General features: G+C 56.9%; 10 protein-coding genes. 7 read left to right on the forward strand and 3 right to left on the reverse strand.

The window, feature by feature from the left end; genetic code table 11:
* Positions 1-327 precede the first annotated feature (327 nt).
* From ACXAG1_RS04160 to ACXAG1_RS04190, 7 genes are all read left to right on the forward strand, one after another.
* Positions 328-3,258, forward strand: coding sequence for a TonB-dependent receptor (locus ACXAG1_RS04160; protein ID WP_475119012.1), 2,931 nt, complete (start codon positions 328-330; stop codon positions 3,256-3,258).
* A gap of 154 nt (positions 3,259-3,412) precedes the next feature.
* A complete protein-coding gene (locus ACXAG1_RS04165; protein ID WP_475119013.1) occupies positions 3,413-5,035 on the forward strand; it encodes a sugar porter family MFS transporter in 1,623 nt (540 codons plus the stop codon).
* 48 nt (positions 5,036-5,083) lie between these two features.
* A complete protein-coding gene (locus ACXAG1_RS04170; RefSeq protein WP_475119014.1) occupies positions 5,084-6,043 on the forward strand; it encodes a Gfo/Idh/MocA family protein in 960 nt (319 codons plus the stop codon).
* Between the two features lie 71 nt (positions 6,044-6,114).
* Entirely contained in the window at positions 6,115-7,344 is a 1,230-nt protein-coding gene (locus tag ACXAG1_RS04175; RefSeq protein WP_475119015.1) for a helix-turn-helix domain-containing protein, read from the forward strand.
* Between the two features lie 466 nt (positions 7,345-7,810).
* A complete protein-coding gene (locus tag ACXAG1_RS04180; RefSeq protein WP_475119016.1) occupies positions 7,811-11,407 on the forward strand; it encodes a di-heme oxidoredictase family protein in 3,597 nt (1,198 codons plus the stop codon).
* 90 nt (positions 11,408-11,497) lie between these two features.
* Positions 11,498-13,498, forward strand: coding sequence for a hypothetical protein (locus ACXAG1_RS04185; RefSeq protein WP_475119017.1), 2,001 nt, complete (start codon positions 11,498-11,500; stop codon positions 13,496-13,498).
* A 122-nt stretch (positions 13,499-13,620) separates the two neighbouring features.
* Positions 13,621-14,514 carry a prolyl hydroxylase family protein gene (locus ACXAG1_RS04190; RefSeq protein WP_475091604.1) on the forward strand — a complete coding sequence of 298 codons (894 nt, stop codon included), beginning with the start codon at positions 13,621-13,623 and terminating at the stop codon, positions 14,512-14,514.
* Between the two features lie 48 nt (positions 14,515-14,562).
* On the opposite strand, the gene ACXAG1_RS04195 is transcribed toward ACXAG1_RS04190, so the two are convergent.
* The 3 genes from ACXAG1_RS04195 to ACXAG1_RS04205 are packed head-to-tail and all read right to left on the reverse strand — an operon-like array spanning position 14,563 to position 18,372.
* Positions 14,563-15,276 carry a phytanoyl-CoA dioxygenase family protein gene (locus ACXAG1_RS04195; RefSeq protein WP_475091605.1) on the reverse strand — a complete coding sequence of 238 codons (714 nt, stop codon included), beginning with the start codon at positions 15,274-15,276 and terminating at the stop codon, positions 14,563-14,565.
* Positions 15,277-15,319: 43 nt separating this feature from the next.
* Complete coding sequence (locus ACXAG1_RS04200; RefSeq protein ID WP_475119018.1) at positions 15,320-16,678, reverse strand: glycosyl hydrolase; 1,359 nt, start codon at positions 16,676-16,678, stop codon at positions 15,320-15,322.
* Positions 16,675-18,372 (reverse strand): glycoside hydrolase family 43 protein, encoded by a 1,698-nt coding sequence (locus ACXAG1_RS04205; RefSeq protein ID WP_475119019.1) that lies wholly within the window; start codon positions 18,370-18,372, stop codon positions 16,675-16,677. Before ACXAG1_RS04205 ends, ACXAG1_RS04200 begins: the two co-directional genes overlap by 4 nt.
* Positions 18,373-18,414 lie beyond the last annotated feature (42 nt).

The raw sequence follows: 18,414 nt of genomic DNA on the forward strand, positions 1-18,414 counted from the left end.
GTATTGTAAACGTTTACATTGTTGGGTAATCTGAATCTGTCGCTCTTCTAGGGCGCAACAAAAACAATAAGAGCTCTGGCAACTGACCAGGTGGGAGAAGATGATGCGCAATATCACCTCTGATTTCTCGCAACGAGTTTCTCTCCCAATCTGGGTCTTGAATTAGCGATCTCACCCCCGGTGTGCCGGTCATTGGCTGTACCGAACGGGTTCCCGGGAATCGGTCGCCCACAAAATGTAAACGATTTCATTTTGGCGCAGAATAACGCCCTTTCCAAAGGGTGGTACTCTCTAAACAATAAAGCCTATTCGGGAGGCATAATAACGATGAAGAAGACAACTTTGGGCCTGAAACCCCTGGTGATCTCAATTGCGATGGTGAACTCTGGTGCTGTTCTGGCACAGGGGAGTGTCGAGGCGCTGGAAGAGGTTGTAGTGACCGGCATCCGCGGTTCACTGGAAAAGGCGGCGGACATCAAGCGCGATGCCAATGGTGTTGTGGACGCGATCTCCGCGGAAGATATCGGCAAGTTCCCTGATACCAACCTGGCAGAATCCCTGCAGCGTATCAGCGGTGTTTCCATTGACCGTAAAAACGGTGAGGGTAACCAGATCACCGTGCGTGGTTTTGGTCCCAGCTTTAACCTTGTTACCCTGAACGGCCGCAATATGCCGTTTGCCGACTCGCCCAAGCAGGAAGGTGCCGGCGGTACCCAGAACCGCAGCTTCAACTTCGAGCAGATCGCGCCAGAGTCTGTGGTGGGTGTAAATGTCTACAAGACCGCGCGTGCCGAGCAGGCATCCGGCGGTATCGGTGCCACTGTTGATGTGCGCACTGCCAAGCCCTTCGATTACGACGGCTACAAATCTGCGTTTAGCGTCAAGGCCAACAGCGATACGACCAATGTACAGGGTGATGATTTCACCCCGGAAGTATCCGGTATGTTCTCTACCCAGTTGTTCGACGGCAAGCTGGGTGTCCTTGCGGCGCTGTCACACTCCCAACGCGACAGCTCACAGGAAATCATCGCGAGCGATGGTTGGCTGCGTCAGACCGCCGGCAATTGTGAGCTCGGTTTCAGCACTTCCACCGACGCATGTGGCGGCGGCGCGATTGACGACTCCGCGATCGATCGCAGCAAAAACCCCGATGGCACCATCTGGATGCCGCAAAACTACAATATGGATCAGAGCCACCACGAGCGCGTGCGTGACAATGCCCAGGTTGTGGTCCAGTACGCAATCAACGATACCGCGGTTGCCAGTGTCGATTACTTCTACTCCAAATATCAGGACGACATCGAGCGCTACCAGACGGCACACTGGTTCGGTAACTGGGTGACCGGTGCTACCGATGAAAATGGCACCATTGCCCAGATCGTCAATGGTGCTGGTGGTACCGACTTTATCGGTTACATTGATGAGCTTGAAACCGAAAACGAATCCATCGGTTTCAACCTGGAGTGGGATCTGAGCGACAACCTCACTGCCAGCTTCGATATTCATCACTCCACTTCTCATGCGCAGCCGGAAGGCAACCTGTCTGAGAAGTCCATCCTACTTAGCAACGCGGATTTCTACTGTCAGACGTATGAGCAGTGTTATGCGGGCCAGTTCACTGTGGACTACGGGCAGGGCACCGATCTGCCGATTCTCAATGACCCTGATTCCATGGCCGCAAACGGTTTTGATGGCGATGTGCACTACCTCTATGACGGTGCCACCAAGGGTGAGCAGTACGACCTCGCCAGTGTTGGCGGCAACCTGGTGATCGGTCGTGGTAACGAAGTGCTGAACACCATTGATCAGGCGAAATTTGATTTTAACTGGGTGAACAGCAATGACAGTGTGCTGACTGCCGCCCAGTTCGGTATTGGCTATGTGGACTTTGAGTACGACACCACCTGGCGCATGAATATGACCACCCTGGGGCGTGCCTGGAATCCTTCGCTCGATCAGATTTCTTTCATCAGCAGCGCCGGTACCGGCAGTGCGTTTAGTGGTAATGAAGCGCTCTTCCCGCAATTCCTCAAGTTCGACGTAAAATCGATGTACGGTCAAATCGAGGAAGAATACGGCTTTACCTTCAACCCCGAGGTGTATAACACCGTAAGCGAAAAAACGACGTCCGCATATTCCCAGTTCAATTTTGAAACTGAAATTGCAGACATGCCGGTAACCGCGGTAGCGGGGCTGCGCTATGAGGCGACGGATGTGACCGGTGAAACCCGCCAGGTTACACCTTACGCCCTCCGCTATGAAAGCCTGACCGAATTGCGCCCGCAGTATAGTGATGATGCGGAGTATGGCGTCACCCAGCTGGATGGTGACTATGCCTACTTCCTGCCGAGCCTGGATGTGCGTCTGGATATTACCGAAGAGTTGGTGGCGCGCGCCTCTGTTGGTCGCAGTCTGACCCGCACGGACCTTACGGCTTTGCGCCCGGCGGTGAACATCGCCAACAGCCGCCCGAGTGGTCCCTATCTTGCGTATCAGGGCAATGCGGATTTGAAGCCGTATCTTGCAGACAATCTCGACCTGTCGCTGGAGTGGTATTACGCCGAGGGTAGCTATGTCTCCATCGGGCACTTCCAGAAGTTCGTGGATAACTATGTTTCCAACGACACTACCTCTGGCAAGCTGTACAACGCCGATGGTGTTGCCTACACCGATCCCAGCAAGGGTGACCTCGGCAGTGGTTGTAGTGATACCGGCGAAGATGTTGCTGCCTGTGACGGAACCGTGGTTCCGAATTCTCCGGATATTAACTGGCTGATCACTACGCCGGTCAATAAAGGTGATTCACAGGTGAAAGGCATCGAAGTGGCGTTCCAGCATATGCTGGGTGAGAGCGGCTTTGGTGTACAGGCGAATGCCACCCTTGTCGATGGTGACCTCGAGTACGACCTGTTTGAAACTGAAGAGCAGCTGGCTCTAAATGGCCTGAGCGATTCGTATAACCTGGTAGGTTTTTACGATAAAAATGGCTTCCAGGCGCGTTTGGCGTACAACTGGCGCGATGACTTCCTGGCATCTACCGATCAGTTGCGTGCACCAGACGAGCCCATTTTCACGGAAGCCTATGGCCAGTGGGACCTGAGTGCCAGCTACGATATTAGCGACACCATGACCGTTTTCCTCGAAGGTCTGAATGTGACCGGCGAAGATTTCCGTCAGCATGGACGCTTCGTCAATCAGCTGTACAGTGCTCAGGAGTTCGGAGCACGTTATGCACTGGGCCTGCGCGCTAGCTTCTAATATCGGCAATGATGCGGGCGCCCGCCCCTCTCTTCGGGTGCCTGTATTCAGTCAAATGTTGTATTACGTGTTATTTCTTTAGCTTGATATTTGCGGCGGCCCAGAAATGGGCAGCCGCTTTTTTTTGAATAATAAAAACCAGAACGAGGCTGTTATGTCGCAGGCATTGCGTTACGCATTGATTGTTTCACTGGGCGGTTTTGTATTCGGCTTCGACGCCTCGGTAATTTCCGGCGTAGTCGGCTTCACGGCCATCGAATTTGGTCTGAATGAATTCCAGCAGGGCATGGTGGTGAGTGCGCCAACCCTCGGCGCCATCATCGCGTCTTTTCTCGCCGGCCCGATGGCAGATCGCTTTGGCCGACGCACTGTACTCAAGTTGATCGCCGCGCTGTATGTGGTGTCCGCAATCTGCTCTGCACTGGCGACCACCTATTTTCTACTGGTGCTTGCCCGCTTTATTGGCGGCCTGGCCTTTGCCTCGCTGCATATTGCGCCCATGTATATTGCCGAAGTCTCACCGGCCAGGTCCCGCGGGCGCATGGTGTCGATCAACCAGCTGAATATCATGCTCGGTTTTTCCGCTGCCTATTTTGCCAACTACCTTATTCTGCAGCTGAGTACGGGCAGTGCGGCCTGGGTGACATCGCTGGGCCTGGATGCGCATACCTGGCGCTGGATGCTGGGTATCGAAATTGTCCCGGCGCTGATGTATCTGGTATTGCTGCACACTATCCCGGAAAGTCCGCGCTGGTTGCTGCTGAATGGGCGCGAACAGGAAGCGCGGTCGATTTTCTCCCGCCTGATGTCCGGCACGGAAATGGAGACACAGATTGGCTGTATCCGGGAGTCGGTGGCCGGCGGGCGCGATGCGCTCTGGCAGGCGGTGCGCAAGTTGTTCAGTCGCCCGTTGCGACTGGTACTGGTACTGGGATTGATTGTCGGCATTGCCCAACAGATAACCGGTATTAACGCGGTTTACTTCTATGCGCCCACCATTTTTGAACAGAGTGGTGTGGGCACTGATGCAGCATTTGCACAGGCGGTATGGGTAGGCATCATCAATATCGTGTTTACCCTGCTGGCGATGGCGTTGATCGACCGCCTGGGCCGCAAGCCGCTGATGCTGATGGGGCTGGCCGGTGTGGTCATCAGTATGGCGATCTGCGCCGGCAGCTTCAGTCGCGCCAGCTATGAGCTGCCAAGAGAAAACGCCAGTGAGATTATCGCCCTGACCGAAAGCGACGCGCTTGCGCCGCTAATCGGTGTCCGCTATGACGACGATGTGTCTTTCAAGAATGCATTGAAATCGGTGTTGTCCCAGGAGGAATATCTCACCCACCAGAGTGCCCTCATGCAGCAGGCCATCAATGTGAATGCCAGGTTGGTTCTAATCGGCATCCTCGGCTTTGTCGCCTCTTTTGCGTTTTCTCTCGGCCCGGTTATGTGGGTACTGCTCTCGGAAATTTTCCCCAATACCATTCGCGGTGTGGCTATTTCCTGTATCGGCGTGGCCAACAGTGCAGTGAGCTATGTGGTGCAGCTGGCGTTTCCCTGGGAGCTGGCACACCTGGGAATTGTGAGTACTTTTTCCATTTACGGTGGTTTTGCCCTTCTGGGCTTCGTGCTGGTTGCCTGGCTGCTGCCGGAGACGCGGGGCAAAACCCTGGAGGATCTGGAGAAAACCCTGGGGGTAAAAAAAGGGGTGAAACAGGGGGCACGCACAACAGAGCTTGATAGCAAAGCAGGCCCCGAGGCCGGCAGCTGTGCGGTATGACATTCCCCTTAATCACAGTAGAAATTTCAAAATTATTCTGGAGGTGTGATGAGTAAAGTACGTTGGGGTATCGTCGGTGCGGGGCGCATTGCCCATCAGTTCGCCTGCGATATCCGCTATGCCGCCAACGCGGAGCTGGTCGCAGTCGGTGCGCGCAACAAGGTAAACGCCGACCAGTTTGCCGGGCAATACGGCATTGCGCACACCTTTGGTGGCTATCAGGACCTGTTCGAATCTGCGGAAGTGGATGCTGTGTACATCGCGACACCGCACAATTTCCACCTGGAGCAATCCGTTGCTGCCATGGGTGCCGGCAAGGCGGTGCTGTGTGAAAAGCCGATGGTCATCAATCCGGAGGAATGCCGGGAGCTGACCGAATTTGCCCGGCGGGAGAACCGCTATCTCATGGAAGGTATGTGGACCTGGTTCCTGCCAGCACTGCGCAAAGCCCGGCAATGGGTCGACGAAGGGCGTATTGGCAAGGTGCGTCATGTAAAAGCGGACTTTGGCTACCCGATTCCTTTCTCCAATGATCGCAGAGAATATGACAACCGTCTCGCCGGTGGCTGCTTGCTGGAAATGGGCATCTATCCGGTAGCGATCGCACAGTATTTTCTTGATGCCGAGCCTGAGGACATTGCCGTACGCGCGCATCTCGCGCCTAATGGTGTGGAGGACGATGTGGTTATCCTGGCGGAGTACGAGCAGGGTGCCATGGCCACGCTCGCGACCTCGTTCCGCTGCAAGCTTCAGAACTGGGCCTACATTATTGGCGAGGAGGGCTATATCGCCATTCCCGATTTCTGGCGAGCAGATCAATGCAGCCTGTTCCGCCTGGACAGACAGATTGATCAGTTTTTTGATACGCGGGAAGGGCAGGGTTTTGAGTTTGAAATCGAGGCGGCCAGCGCCGATATTCTGGCCGGTAAAGCCCAGTCAGAACTGGTGCCCCATGAAATGTCCCTGGCATTCCAGCGCGTGATGGCCGAGATACGCAGCCAGTTTTGAGTTTCAGGTCGTTGTACAGTTAGGCGAGATCGTGGATAGCCGTAAAATAATAAATTATTGGGCAATATCCAATGCGAGACTTCTACACGGCGCTCAGCCAGCCGGTATTCAATGGCTATGACGTATTGATATGGATTCTTTTTGTCGAATCCATTTTATTCGCGTTATTTTACCTGCTACACAGCCGCGCACTGATTCCGCTCCATGCGGAGGCGCGCGGCGAGTCGCAGGTCCAGATCCGGCTGCGCCAGCATAGCGCACGGGTCCTTGCCGGCTTTGTGCTGTTGGTGGGGCTGACTGAGTTGGCGTTTCTGCTTACCTATAATCCGGTGCTGTCCCGCTGGATTGAGACTCAAATGGGCAGCTGGGCCTTCAGTGCCCTCGCGTTGATTTTCTTCTTCCCCGGTGCGCTGCTATTTCACTACGTAAAGTCACTGATCTACCGGGGCTCCATTCGCGATACGTTGTTATTGCTTCTTCCGACGGCCTTCATTTTGTCGGTATTGGTCGAGCCGCTCGGGTTATTCGGCCAGGGGCTGCAACCTCTATTCTGGCGACCGCATATTTTTATCGCAACGGTGGCCTTTGGCCTGAATACCCTGTTTGCACTGCTCACCCTCTGGCATTTGTGCCACTATCGGCAACAGATTCAGCACTACTACGGGGATCTCGATGCGGTGAATCCCCGCTGGCTGATGGTGGTGACCAGTGGCTTTGCGCTGATCTGGGCAATGGCGCTGGTGCCGCCATTTCTCCCTCTCACGGGCTGGCCAGTACTCAGGCATACCATTATTCACTTCCCCAGCGTTCTGGAGATGTTCCTGTTGACCGCCGCGATCGTATTCGGGCTTTCCCAGGGAATGCGCATTGTGGGGATCACTACGGCCCGGCCGAAAGTGGATGATGAGCCAGAGCAAGAAGTACCGTTTAGTGATGCACTTCTGGAAAGGCTGACAGAATTGATGGAATCCGAGCACTGGTATCGGCGGACCGATGCGACGGTGGAGCAGTTTGCAGAGGCCGCGGGGCATCCTGTGCGGATGGTATCCCAGGCCATCAACCGACATTTTGAAAAAAATTTCTATGAATTTGTAAATCATTATCGGATTGAGGAAATCAAACAGCGCCTGCGCCGCGAAGATCCCGACAAGGTTCCCATTCAGAAGATCTACGAGACCGCCGGTTTCCGCAGCAAATCCTCTTTTAATACGATTTTTAAAAAACGCATGGGAATGACACCCTCAGAATATCGCCGTGAATTTGGCCCCAAAAGAGGTCAGATCCCAGCGGCTCAGTCGTAAATCTCGGATTCCGACGGGCGGATGTCCGAGTGCGGGTTCGGGTGTGCTTTTTATTATAAAAAAATGATTCGAACCATCGGGTGGGGCTTTGTCGAACGTTGAATGACCGGTACAGGCGGAATCGCTGAATCGCCCGTAACAACTGGGCTCAGCGGTGCGAGTTTTGGCCTGCAGAAGTTCGAACCCGGTATTTGGGGATACTGAGGCAGGGGGGATACGAACGCGGAATTTGTGGCGCGGTTTGCTATTGAAGCCCCTCGCCAGTGTGGTTTTCTAGGCACTGGATCTGTGCGGCAGACGCCACGGCTGAACCATCTTAAAGCGCACCTGTGAGCGTTTTATGACAGCCACATTTTTATGAATTGACCGATGGAACGGTCAACCTGTTCGCCGCCCAGATTCGCTGATGAGAAGCGATGCACCGAGTGCACGCCCGAAACCAATAGCGAAAAAAACAGGGTGTCCCATGAACAGAAAATCTTTGCGCGGTAGCCGTAATTCCACGGCTAACACAAGCGCAGCCTCTACGCCGCCACCAACCCGGCGCAATCCGTCGCCGCTGAAGCTGGCCATTGCCGCAGCCGGGCTCGCGTCCATGGGCGCAATGCCGGCCTTTGCTGCCTCTGTGTGTAGTGATGACGGCAAACTTGTGTTCCAGGACGACGCCATAACCGCCAATGGCAGTGTCTGGGTGGGTGGCTACAACAACGGCAGCTGGATGTGGACATCCGAAGTGAGCTGTAGCAGCGGTCAGTGTGCCAGTAACATCGATTACAGCGGCGGTGCCGTGGAATTCCGTCTCGAAGGGCCCGGTGTTGAGGGCTATTACTCCCCAACCCCGCAGAGCAGCATGCATCCGGCGATGGTGCCGGCGGCCTGCGATGGCTCCTCTGCGCCAAGCCCGACTCCGACTCCCACACCGACTCCGACTCCCACACCGACGCCAACACCAGCTCCGACGCCAACACCAACACCCACACCAACGCCGGCCGGTTCCCTGGTGGAAGCGGAAGCGGCGATACTGATGGGCGACGCCGAGGTCTACGATGACGGTGCGGCTTCCGGTGGCCAGGGCGTTGCCTATATCTATACCGATGGCTCCGGCTTCCGTATCAACGGCGCGCCGGCGGCGGGTGGTATTCGCGTGCACTACGCCTCGGAAAACGCAGGTACCTTGAGCGTGCGTGTTAACGGCGTTGATGCGGGCGATCTGAATTTTGCCGCAACCGGCACCTGGGTCGGTAGCTACAGCACCGCAGATCTGAGCGTTGCCATCGCCGAAGGCGACACCGTCGAGGTGCTGTTTGAGAACGGCGATGCGGCGATGAATGTGGACTTCGTTGAATTCACCGAAGACACTGGCCCGACTCCGACTCCGACTCCGACTCCGACTCCGACTCCGACTCCGACTCCGACTCCGACTCCGACTCCGACTCCGACTCCGACTCCGACTCCGACGCCAACACCCACGCCGAGCTGCGATGCCCCGGAAGGTGACCCGGCCGCAGACTTTGGCGATGGTTTTGAAGCGGGCCTCACCACCGGCGGTATCGCCTACCACTCGGAGCAGGCCGGTGCGAGCCGCGGCTTTGCCATCTGGGGCCTGCAGGGCAGCGCGCCCAATCTGGCGGGCGCTCAGGTGCTGCACACCACCGCCTCTGGTGATTCCTATTACCGCTACGAGACCGACCTCGGTGCCATAGATCCGGAAACCACCTACACCCTGGAAATGCGTTTGCAGGGCGACGAATTTGGTGGCGGCCAGTGTATTTCCCAGATCAACGTCAAGCCCGGTGAAGGGGTTACCGACGCGGTCTGCTACAACGCTGGCGGCGGCAGTGGCGAACCGGTCGCACCTCCCGCACCCAAGCCCACCGTGGGCATGGTGGTGACCAACGGTGAGGCGGGCCTCGCGCGTTTGATCGGCGGCGAAGCCACACCGTGGGAAGGCTACGCCCTGTACACCTTCCTGAACGACAGTGACAACGTCAGCAACTGCTTCGGTGGCTGTGAAGATAACTGGCCAAAAGTCATCGTGGCCAGCCCCGATGATCTTGTGGGCGCGGGCGGTGTGACCGGAAACTTCGGTACCATCGAGCGCACCTACACCACCGAAGACGACTGCGGCAATGCGGTGGAAGTGACCGATTACCACGTCACTTACAACAGCCAGCCGCTGTACTTCTATGCTGGTGACGACAGTGCCGAGGACACCAACGGCACCCAGTTCAGTACCTGGGAGCTGGCGGATGCGCAGCTGATTCCGCAACTGCCTCTGGTGAAACACCCGGCACCTGCGCTGAAAACCCCGATCAATGGACTGCAGCCCCGGATAATGGGTATGGCCATCGATATCGAAGGCCGCACCCTCACCTGGCGCCCGGGCCACACCCCGGACATGAGCGGAGGCCTGATCGCCCAGTTCTCCCCCTGGGGTGGCGACGGTTATCCGCGCTCCGCCAAGGATCCGAACCTGCAGTTGTGGTGTTCCAACAACCAGATTCAGTTCCACAAGGCAGAGCTGCCGGGAACCCTGGCGGGCCCCTACAGTGCGGAAATTCCCGGAGCCTGTTACGGCAAGTTTTACTACTTCCTGCGCTATCGCATTTACGGCACCGTGAATGCCGAGCCGGAAGATAACTGGGTGTACACCGCGCTGTTCGAGTACGACGAGAACAACCCGGAAGACCGCATCGATCCGCGCGATCGCCCGACCAGGACCTACACCAGCGCCAACTGGCAGCGTCACGGGCACCCGCACTCCCGGGACCGTCCGGAGGAATTTGTTTCCTTCGATGCGACCCCCTACAACACCTCACTGACCTCCGGTCTGGAACGCTACACCACCACCTTTATCGACGGTGAAGGGGAGTTTGCGATCCAGCCCAATGCGAATACCGGTCCGCTGCGGATCGAGGCATTCGAATGGGGTGCCGGCAACTGTCAGGGCCCGCAGTACATCGTCAACAGCTACCCGCTGCCGGCGAATGCTTTCGACTACGGGCAGATCATCAGCTGGGAGGCCACATTCCCATCGGCGCAAAATAACTTCCCCGGCGGTACCTCCATCAGTTCTCAGGTGTACAACACCATGCAGAACACCACCCTGGGGCAGGGCTTTACCACCGCAACCGGTGACCCGCGCCTGAACCTCGCCGGCCCCGCCGGTGTGCGTATGGTGCACTCCAATGGCTGTAACCCGGTGGAAGACGAAGAGCGCAACGCGCGTTTCACCCAGCAGCTGACCACGGTGCAGACTGCCAAAGATGTGGACGACTTTATCTGGGGTCACCACGCCTTCCACGGCCTGCCGCAGGTACCGGGCGGCCGTCCCAACCAGGAAGGGTTTGACGGTGGTGTAGCCATCGTCGATGTGAACGGCACTGTGATCAAAGACGCTGGCGAAGGCTCCTGTGGCGACTGTCACTTCCGCGATGGTCGTTCCAACTTTGTGGTGCAGACCGCGAAGGGACCACTTGTGGCACCGCCCACTTTCGGTGTTGGTCTGCTGCAGTGGATCGAGGGTGCCGAAGTGGGCCTGACCTGGGACGGTTCCGTAGCCACCGTGCGCGAGCAATCGGAAAACGCACTGGCCGCCGACCTGGGGCTGACGCCCGCCGACATCGGTGAAAACACCTTCGACCAGGTGGTGAAATACACCGAGACCCTGCACGTACCGGTGCGCGACTACGACACCTATGTGGACCCGCAAGTGGCCGAAGGCGAGGTGGCGTTTATGGAAGCCGGTTGTGCTGGTTGTCACCAGCCCACCCAGAAAACCCGCAGCGATGCGCCGGTGTGGGCGCGGGATCTGAGTATCCGTCCGTACACGGATATGAAGTTGTGGGATGTGGGTACCGGTGGTGACTTCCGCACCCCGGCGCTCTGGGCGATCGGCCAGAACGTCGAACTGCTGGAGCGCAACGGCAAGGCTACACTGTTTATGCACGATGGTCGCGCGACTTCCCTGGAAGCCGCCATCGATGCCCACGGCAACGGCAGTGTTCCGGCGCTCAGCGCTGAAGAGAAAGCGAACATAGCGCGCTTCCTGCGCTCACTGTAAACCTTCCCCCCAAACGCAGTGCCGGACGAGATGTTCTCGTTCGGCACTGCACTTTCCACTTTCAATAACAATAGAAATCAAGGCATAGCGATGATGCAAAAAAATAATCAACCGAAACTATTGGCAACGGCCATCGCCTGCGCGCTGGTCGGTTGCGGTTCCGGCCTCGCCAGTGAGAATGCGCAGGCCGCATCCGTGTGTAGCGACAATGGCAAACTGGTATTCAACGACAGCAATATTACCGCCGCCGGCACCGTGTGGGTTGCCGGGTACAACAACGGCCAGTGGATGTGGAACTCCGAAAGCAGCTGCGTGCCGGGACAGTGCACCAGCAATATGGATTACAGTGGCGGCCAGGTGGAATTCCGCCTCGAAGGGCCGGGTGTGGATGGCTACTATTCACCGGCGCAATACGGGGATATGCACCCGGCGGTGACACCGCAATCCTGTAGTGGTGCGCCGACGCCGACGCCGACGCCGACGCCAACTCCGACACCCACTCCAACTCCGACGCCCACACCTACACCTACGCCCACACCGAGCCCATCACCGAGCCCGTCACCGACTCCGGCGGTAACCAAGCTGGAAGCGGAAGGTGGCAGCCTGTCTGGGGTTGCGGAAATCTATAACGATGGCGCCGCGTCCGGTGGTGCCGGTGTGGCTTATATCTATCAGGATGGTGCCGGTTTCAGTTTCGAAAATGTGCCTGCCGCGGAATCTCTTAGCATCCATTTCGCGTCGCAAAACAGCGGCAAGATTTCACTGAAAATCAACGGCAACGATGCGGGTGATATCGATTTCTCCGGCAATGGCGCCTGGACAGGAAACTATCAATCCGTGACCCATGAAGTGGCCATTCCCGAAGGGGCGACGGTCGCACTGGTATTCGAGGCCGGTGATGCGGCGATGAACGTGGATTACGTAGCGTTCAATAGCAGCACTGCTGCACCGACGCCAACTCCCACTCCAACTCCCACTCCAACTCCAACTCCCACTCCTACGCCCACGCCGACACCCAGTGCCGGTAAGCCCGTCATTCCCGCAGACGGCCAGCGTTACTTTATCGTGGGGCAGGACAAAGCCTCCATTGAAGGCTATATGGCGGAGCCAGACCTGCCCCGTCCCAGTGGCTTTACCATGTACACCACTCTGTCTCGCGGTGAGCCTAGCTACGACGGCAGCTACTGCTTCAAGGGGCTGGATGGTCTGAAGAGCGTCGGTGACTACAACAGTAATTCCGCCAGTGGCTGTTTCGACAATGGTCACCGTCAGAACCACTGGGGTTCCGGCGAGATGAATATCGATTGGCTGATCGATACCTACAGCCCGGAAATTGTCGCCATTGGTTTGTGGTGTCCGAGCAATGATCGGATGCCGTCGCTGTACAACGGCGGCGCCTATGACGATCTGCTCGCAGAGCTGGCGGACTTCTTCAACGAGCACGGCGATACCCGTTTCTTCCTGCGCACCTGTTATGAGTTTAACGGTGATGCCGGAGGCTGGTCCGATGTGAACTTCCGCGAGACCTTCAAATACGTGCGCACCTTTATGGATGGCCGCGGTGTGGATAACGTGGCGCACGTGTGGCAGTCGGATTCCTACCACGGCACCGGTCGTACCACCGCCACGCTTGGCAACACCGAGCAGGGTTACTGGCCCGGCAAGCAGTATGTGGATTGGGTGGGTTCCTCCCAGTTTGACTCCGATGCCGGTGAAGAGGCCGCCATTGCCGAGTCAGAAGGGTTGCCACATTTTATTGCCGAGGCCACACCCCACGGTGCGCTCTTCCATCAGTACGACTTCAAGCTTCCGTTCAACAGCACCGGCAGCAGTCCCGATGGCAGTGTGACGCTGCATAACGATCTGCAGTGGTTTAACAACAAAAATGCAGAGATCAACCGTACTTCCACCAAGGCCTGGCATTACATCAACGCCGACTGGAGCAATCAGCCCCAGTGGGCCAATGCCCAGGATCAGGCCGGACAGAACTACTTCAAGTACTCCGATACCCGGGTGCAAATGGACTCCAATGTCAAAGAGCACTTCAAGTCGCTGGTCACCGAAGAGAACGGGTTTATCCTGTCTGAGTAAGCGGAGCCCGGAGTTCCGCTCCGGGTAATCGCACCCCGGCCCTTTTTTTAAAAAGGGTCTTCTAAAAAGGGTCTTGTAAAAAGGGCCGGGGAATTACCATAACAATAAACACAGAGGTAGCGATGGCAATCACCGAGCTGGATGCCAGCTGGCGCAAGTGGATTCAGATCAACCGGTCTCGCGGCTGTGACACGGGTGAGCTGTATCAAATTCTAGTCGGCCACAATTTCTGCCCCTCTCTGGTGTCCCGGACACTCAATTACTGGCCGGTAAACCCGGGCCCGCAGGACCACTCCCCAAGCCCGCACAGTGAGTCTGCCAAAAAAATGCACGAGCGCGCACCTGTGCCGACGAGTGCGGAAATTGAAGCCGCGCAGGCGAACCCAAAGAGGGCGACGCCTGTGGAGACCGGTGGACGCCTGCAACTTTTCCAGCTGGACCACTTTCTTAGTGCGCAGGAGTGTCATGAGATTATCGAGCAGGTGCGGCCACATCTTCGCCCCTCCACGACCACCAATGCCGCCGATCAGTATCGCGCTTTTCGTACCAGTCGCACCTGTGATCTCGGGTTGATGGGCAGCGCGCTGGCGCGAACCATCGATCAGCGCATCTGCGATACGCTCGGCATCAATCCCACCTATTCAGAATCGATCCAGGCCCAGTGGTATCTACCCGGTCAGGAATTCAAACCGCACACGGACTACTTTGAACCGGGCAGTGAAGAGTATCGACGCTTCGCCGGCGATCGGGGCCAGCGCACCTGGACCTTTATGATTTACCTAAATGGTGACTGTGAAGGTGGCGAGACCCGCTTTACCCGGCTGGAAAAGAATTTTTCACCGGGAGCCGGCCGCGCCGTCATCTGGAACAGTCTGGATAAAAACGGCAGGCCGAATGGCGAGAGTATTCACTGGGGTATGCCGGTGACCCGGGGAGAAAAAGTGATCATCACCAAGTGGTTTCGCGCCCGTGGGGAAGGGGAGCAATTCCCCGGAGTGGTTTCTCCGGGGAGATGAATGATTCAAGTTGCTGGCTGACTGTATGGTTGGCTATTGGGTAGATGGTCAGCTGGCTACCGCGCGGTCCTCAATGACCTCGCTGGTGGAAAACTGATAACGCATATTCCGGTAAACGCAGATATCGGTAATATCTTCCGGTGTGCCCTGGGATGCACAGCGATAATTGGTGGAAACGCGATACTTTCCAGCAACCGGCAACACCCGGTGCCAGGTATGGCCGTGTAGCAATACCAGTGTACCTTTGGTGGGTTTCAGCACTACCTGATCGGCAAAGTCCTCGTCTACCGGTCCAACAGAAATAGTGCCGCGTTTGTGCGAACCGGGCACCACCAGTGTCTGGCCACCGATCTCGTCGGTAATATCGGCGGTGTAGATCAGGCGATTGACATTGAACAGCGTCGGGTCGTCGGTGCGACAGTCCTGGTGCCACGCCTGCCCCTTGGTGCCCTTACGGGAAAACATCACCATGCTGTACTGGGAGTACCAGCCGGATCCCAGAATCTCTTCGGTAATTTCACGCAGGCGCTGGTCGTGTTCCGCGATATCAAAGGCGTTACAGCCTTCCCGCTGCGGGAACCAGGGGATGACCTGGGTGGCAGACTTTTCCAGGAATTCATCGTTGTGGACGAACTCCGGGTTCTCTCCAAAATGATTCAGAATCAAACCCTGGTAGCGGTCCATCAATTCCGGCGAAAAAAAATTCTCAAGAACCAGGTATCCCTGTTCCCAGAATTGTTCCGCCAATGCTTTTGTATCCATCTCGGCTAACCTCGAATTATTGCTGTACTGATTGCCGCTGGCGCTATCGCGCGGCCTGCTGATCCTTTGCCTGTGCTTTCTGTACATCTACGACTGGCGTTTTCACCAGGGCACCCGCGTGGGCCCAGTGGGGTTTGCGGATTTCCGCAAGCCAATGCCGGCGAATGGCTTCATTGGTCTCTACCCGCGTGTCGCCCCAGAAACCGTTGTCGTAAGGCTGGCCCCACATGGGCTGCTCGTCCCAATTGCAGTTGATATAGGCCACGGCACGGATGATGTCCCGGTTGCTCTGGATATAGTCGAAGAAGGGGGAAAACCACTGTTGCCAGATTAGTTCACCACTAACAGCTACCTGGTCCTGCGCCGGTGGGCCGTCGATCATCACATTGATATTCGCGTTGAACTCGCGTTTGAGGTCATAACCCTGCGGCGCCGCTTCGGCCAGGAAAACCGGCTTGCTGTGAGCGCGGGCAAAATTCAGAATCTGATCGGCCAGCTGGCGTTGGGTCGCCATCTGTTCGCGGGGGATATCCACGTGAATGCCGGATTCATCGATCAGCAAAAACCAGGAGAGGCCGATCCAGTCCACGTAGCTGTCGCCGGGATACCAGATGCCAATATCCCCCTCAAACTTACCTTCGATGGCATCGTCTGCCGGGGAGGCCGATCCTTGCCAGACAAAAGCGACGTTGTGCGGACCGGTATTTTCAGCCGGGTGTACGCGCTCATCTGGATTGCGAATGCGCTCGACGATATGTCGCCACGCTGCCACATATTCGTCGGCTTTCTCGTACCCCTGATTCCACACACCGTCAAATTCATAGCCGATGCGCAGAAACACCGGTGATTCGACCAGGCGAATAAACTCTGCGAGCTTGTCGATCTCCGGGTCGAATTTTCCCGCCGCTATCTCCGCCAGGCCGTTTTCACGGAATGACTCGTTGATATCGAGCCCGATCGCCAGCGCGGAATCCGGGAAATCCTTCGCCAGCTTCCAGGCATTGGCCGGGCCGCCACCCCAGTCTGCGGCGCGGTCGGTAGGTTGCAGATCATTGTCGAGCCCCATACCGCCAAAATATTTGTCGGGATTGCGCAGTTCATAAATGGGCACGATATAGGCGGTCACCCCGCCGGGTGCGGGGAAAATCCCACTATTCACATAGCCATCGATGGACTTGCGATCCTGACCGATAAACAGCAGCTGCTGTGTGTTTTCCGGTACAAAGGGCGCGGACAATTTGCGCTGGGGTAATGATGCGGCGGCGTTTTCTGTCGAGGCCGCTTCGGCAACTTTTGCAGAATCAGGGCTTATACGGATATCGTCACTGCAGCCAGCGGCTAGCAGCAGGTTTCCCGCAAAAAGCGGGAAGATGACAAGGCGGTGTATGGCGGATGCGGTCATGACACCACTTCCAGTACCGGCGTTTCCGGCGCGCTTGTGGTCTCTTCAGACGGCACATCGGCGGACAGTTGCCGATAGGAGAAGTGGCTGAAATCCGCATGTTTACCCTGCTCATGCACATCGCAGGCAAATATCCCCACCATGGTGCCGGTGAACTTGAAGATCAGGTTGCCGTATTCATCGGACAGCGGCGTGCTGTTCAGACGCGGGCCGATACTTGCCCAGTGGCGGCCGTCGGTGGAGTAGCTGAACTGGTACCACTGGGTATCCAGGGTCACACGCAGGTACAGGGGATCGTCATTCTCTATGACCGCCTTCTCGCCTTTCTGGCCCTCGCCGCCGGGCTCGCTGTATTCGCCGGCAATGGATGCGCATAGTTGTACGATCTTGCTGCCATTATCGTCGCGGGTAATCTTGAGGAAGTAGTAATTGGTATTGTCGTAGTAGACCACCAGGCCCGCCATTTCCATGGGGGACTCCGGGTGATAGTCGATGCGGGTTTCCGCACACATGCGATGGTGTTCAATGCGGCGTGCCAGCAGGCTCTGGTCAAAACGCGAGGCGAGGTAGTGACGCCCTTTGAGGCGCAGGTGACCGGCGCGTTGGCTGAGTGAGCACCAGGATTCTTCGGCGGGCTCGCGCAGCGTCTGCCATTGGGAGGAGAGTGTCGGCTGATTGAAGTTGTCCACCGCTTCCGGTTGCGGCCAGGAGTGCTCCGCCAGTGCTGGAGCCGGCACCTTCAATTGCGGGGCATTGCCGCCGCAGGCGAGCCACGGCCAGTCATCGCGCCATTCAATTTTCTGAATCGCGGTCTCGCGGCCGAGAATGGAAAAACCGGTGGCGTATTTCGGGCCGAAACCGTAGGCATCTGGATCGTACACCGGGCGGCCGCACAAATGGGTGAGGTACCACTCGCCGTTGGGGGTATCCACAAAAAATCCGTGACCTGCACGCTGCAACGGGTTCTCTTCCTGAAAGCGGGAAGTGAGAACATATTTTTGCGGGTGCAATTCGTAGGGCCCCTGCAAATTTCGGGACCGGCAGATAGTGACCGCGTGATTCCACTCGGTGCCGCCTTCGGCGGTAATCAGATAGTAGTAGCCGTCTTTTTTGAGAATCTGCGGGCCCTCTGTGCAGCCCAACTCGGTACCGGAGAAAATCGGAATCCGCTTGCCTTTCAGCTTGCCTTCGGCCGCATCAAATTCCTGGATGGTGATATCGCCGAACTTGTCGTGACCCGAGCGACCATCCCAGGTCATGTTGACCACCCACTTGCGACCGTCGTCGTCGTGAAACAGCGAGGGGTCGAAGCCGCCACCACCAATGGCGACCGGGTCACTCCAGGGACCTTCAATATTTTCCGCGCTTACCACATAGCAGGGTGTGCTCATCCAAGCGCCGCCGCGACTGTTATGGGTGCAGGAAAATGTCAGCCAGAATTTACCGTCTGCGTGACTGAGTGCCGGTGCATAGACACCATCGGAATTATTGAAACCGCGCATGTCGAGTTGGTCGCGCCGGGTCAGTGCGTGGCCCACCAGTCGCCAGTGCATCAGGTCTTTTGAGTGGTGCAGGCGAATGCCCGGGAACCATTCAAATGTGGAGGTGGCGATATAGAAATCGTCCCCCACCCGAATGACGCTTGGGTCCGGATTAAATCCGGGAAGGATGGGGTTGTGAATAAACTGCTGCACCGCGCTCTCCGTAGACTTTATCGTTGTTTGCAGTATGATATT

Source organism: Microbulbifer sp. ABE4_465 (assembly GCF_056160765.1).

What these genes read in the sequence shown, in the direction of transcription:
- ACXAG1_RS04180 (WP_475119016.1), top strand. Translation starts at nt 7,811, where the DNA reads ATGAACAGAAAATCTTTGCGCGGTAGCCGTAATTCCACGGCTAACACA.
- ACXAG1_RS04190 (WP_475091604.1), top strand. Translation starts at nt 13,621, where the DNA reads ATGGCAATCACCGAGCTGGATGCCAGCTGGCGCAAGTGGATTCAGATC.
- ACXAG1_RS04200 (WP_475119018.1), bottom strand. Translation starts at nt 16,678, where the DNA reads ATGACCGCATCCGCCATACACCGCCTTGTCATCTTCCCGCTTTTTGCG.
- ACXAG1_RS04195 (WP_475091605.1), bottom strand. Translation starts at nt 15,276, where the DNA reads ATGGATACAAAAGCATTGGCGGAACAATTCTGGGAACAGGGATACCTG.
- ACXAG1_RS04175 (WP_475119015.1), top strand. Translation starts at nt 6,115, where the DNA reads ATGCGAGACTTCTACACGGCGCTCAGCCAGCCGGTATTCAATGGCTAT.
- ACXAG1_RS04165 (WP_475119013.1), top strand. Translation starts at nt 3,413, where the DNA reads ATGTCGCAGGCATTGCGTTACGCATTGATTGTTTCACTGGGCGGTTTT.
- ACXAG1_RS04160 (WP_475119012.1), top strand. Translation starts at nt 328, where the DNA reads ATGAAGAAGACAACTTTGGGCCTGAAACCCCTGGTGATCTCAATTGCG.
- ACXAG1_RS04185 (WP_475119017.1), top strand. Translation starts at nt 11,498, where the DNA reads ATGATGCAAAAAAATAATCAACCGAAACTATTGGCAACGGCCATCGCC.
- ACXAG1_RS04170 (WP_475119014.1), top strand. Translation starts at nt 5,084, where the DNA reads ATGAGTAAAGTACGTTGGGGTATCGTCGGTGCGGGGCGCATTGCCCAT.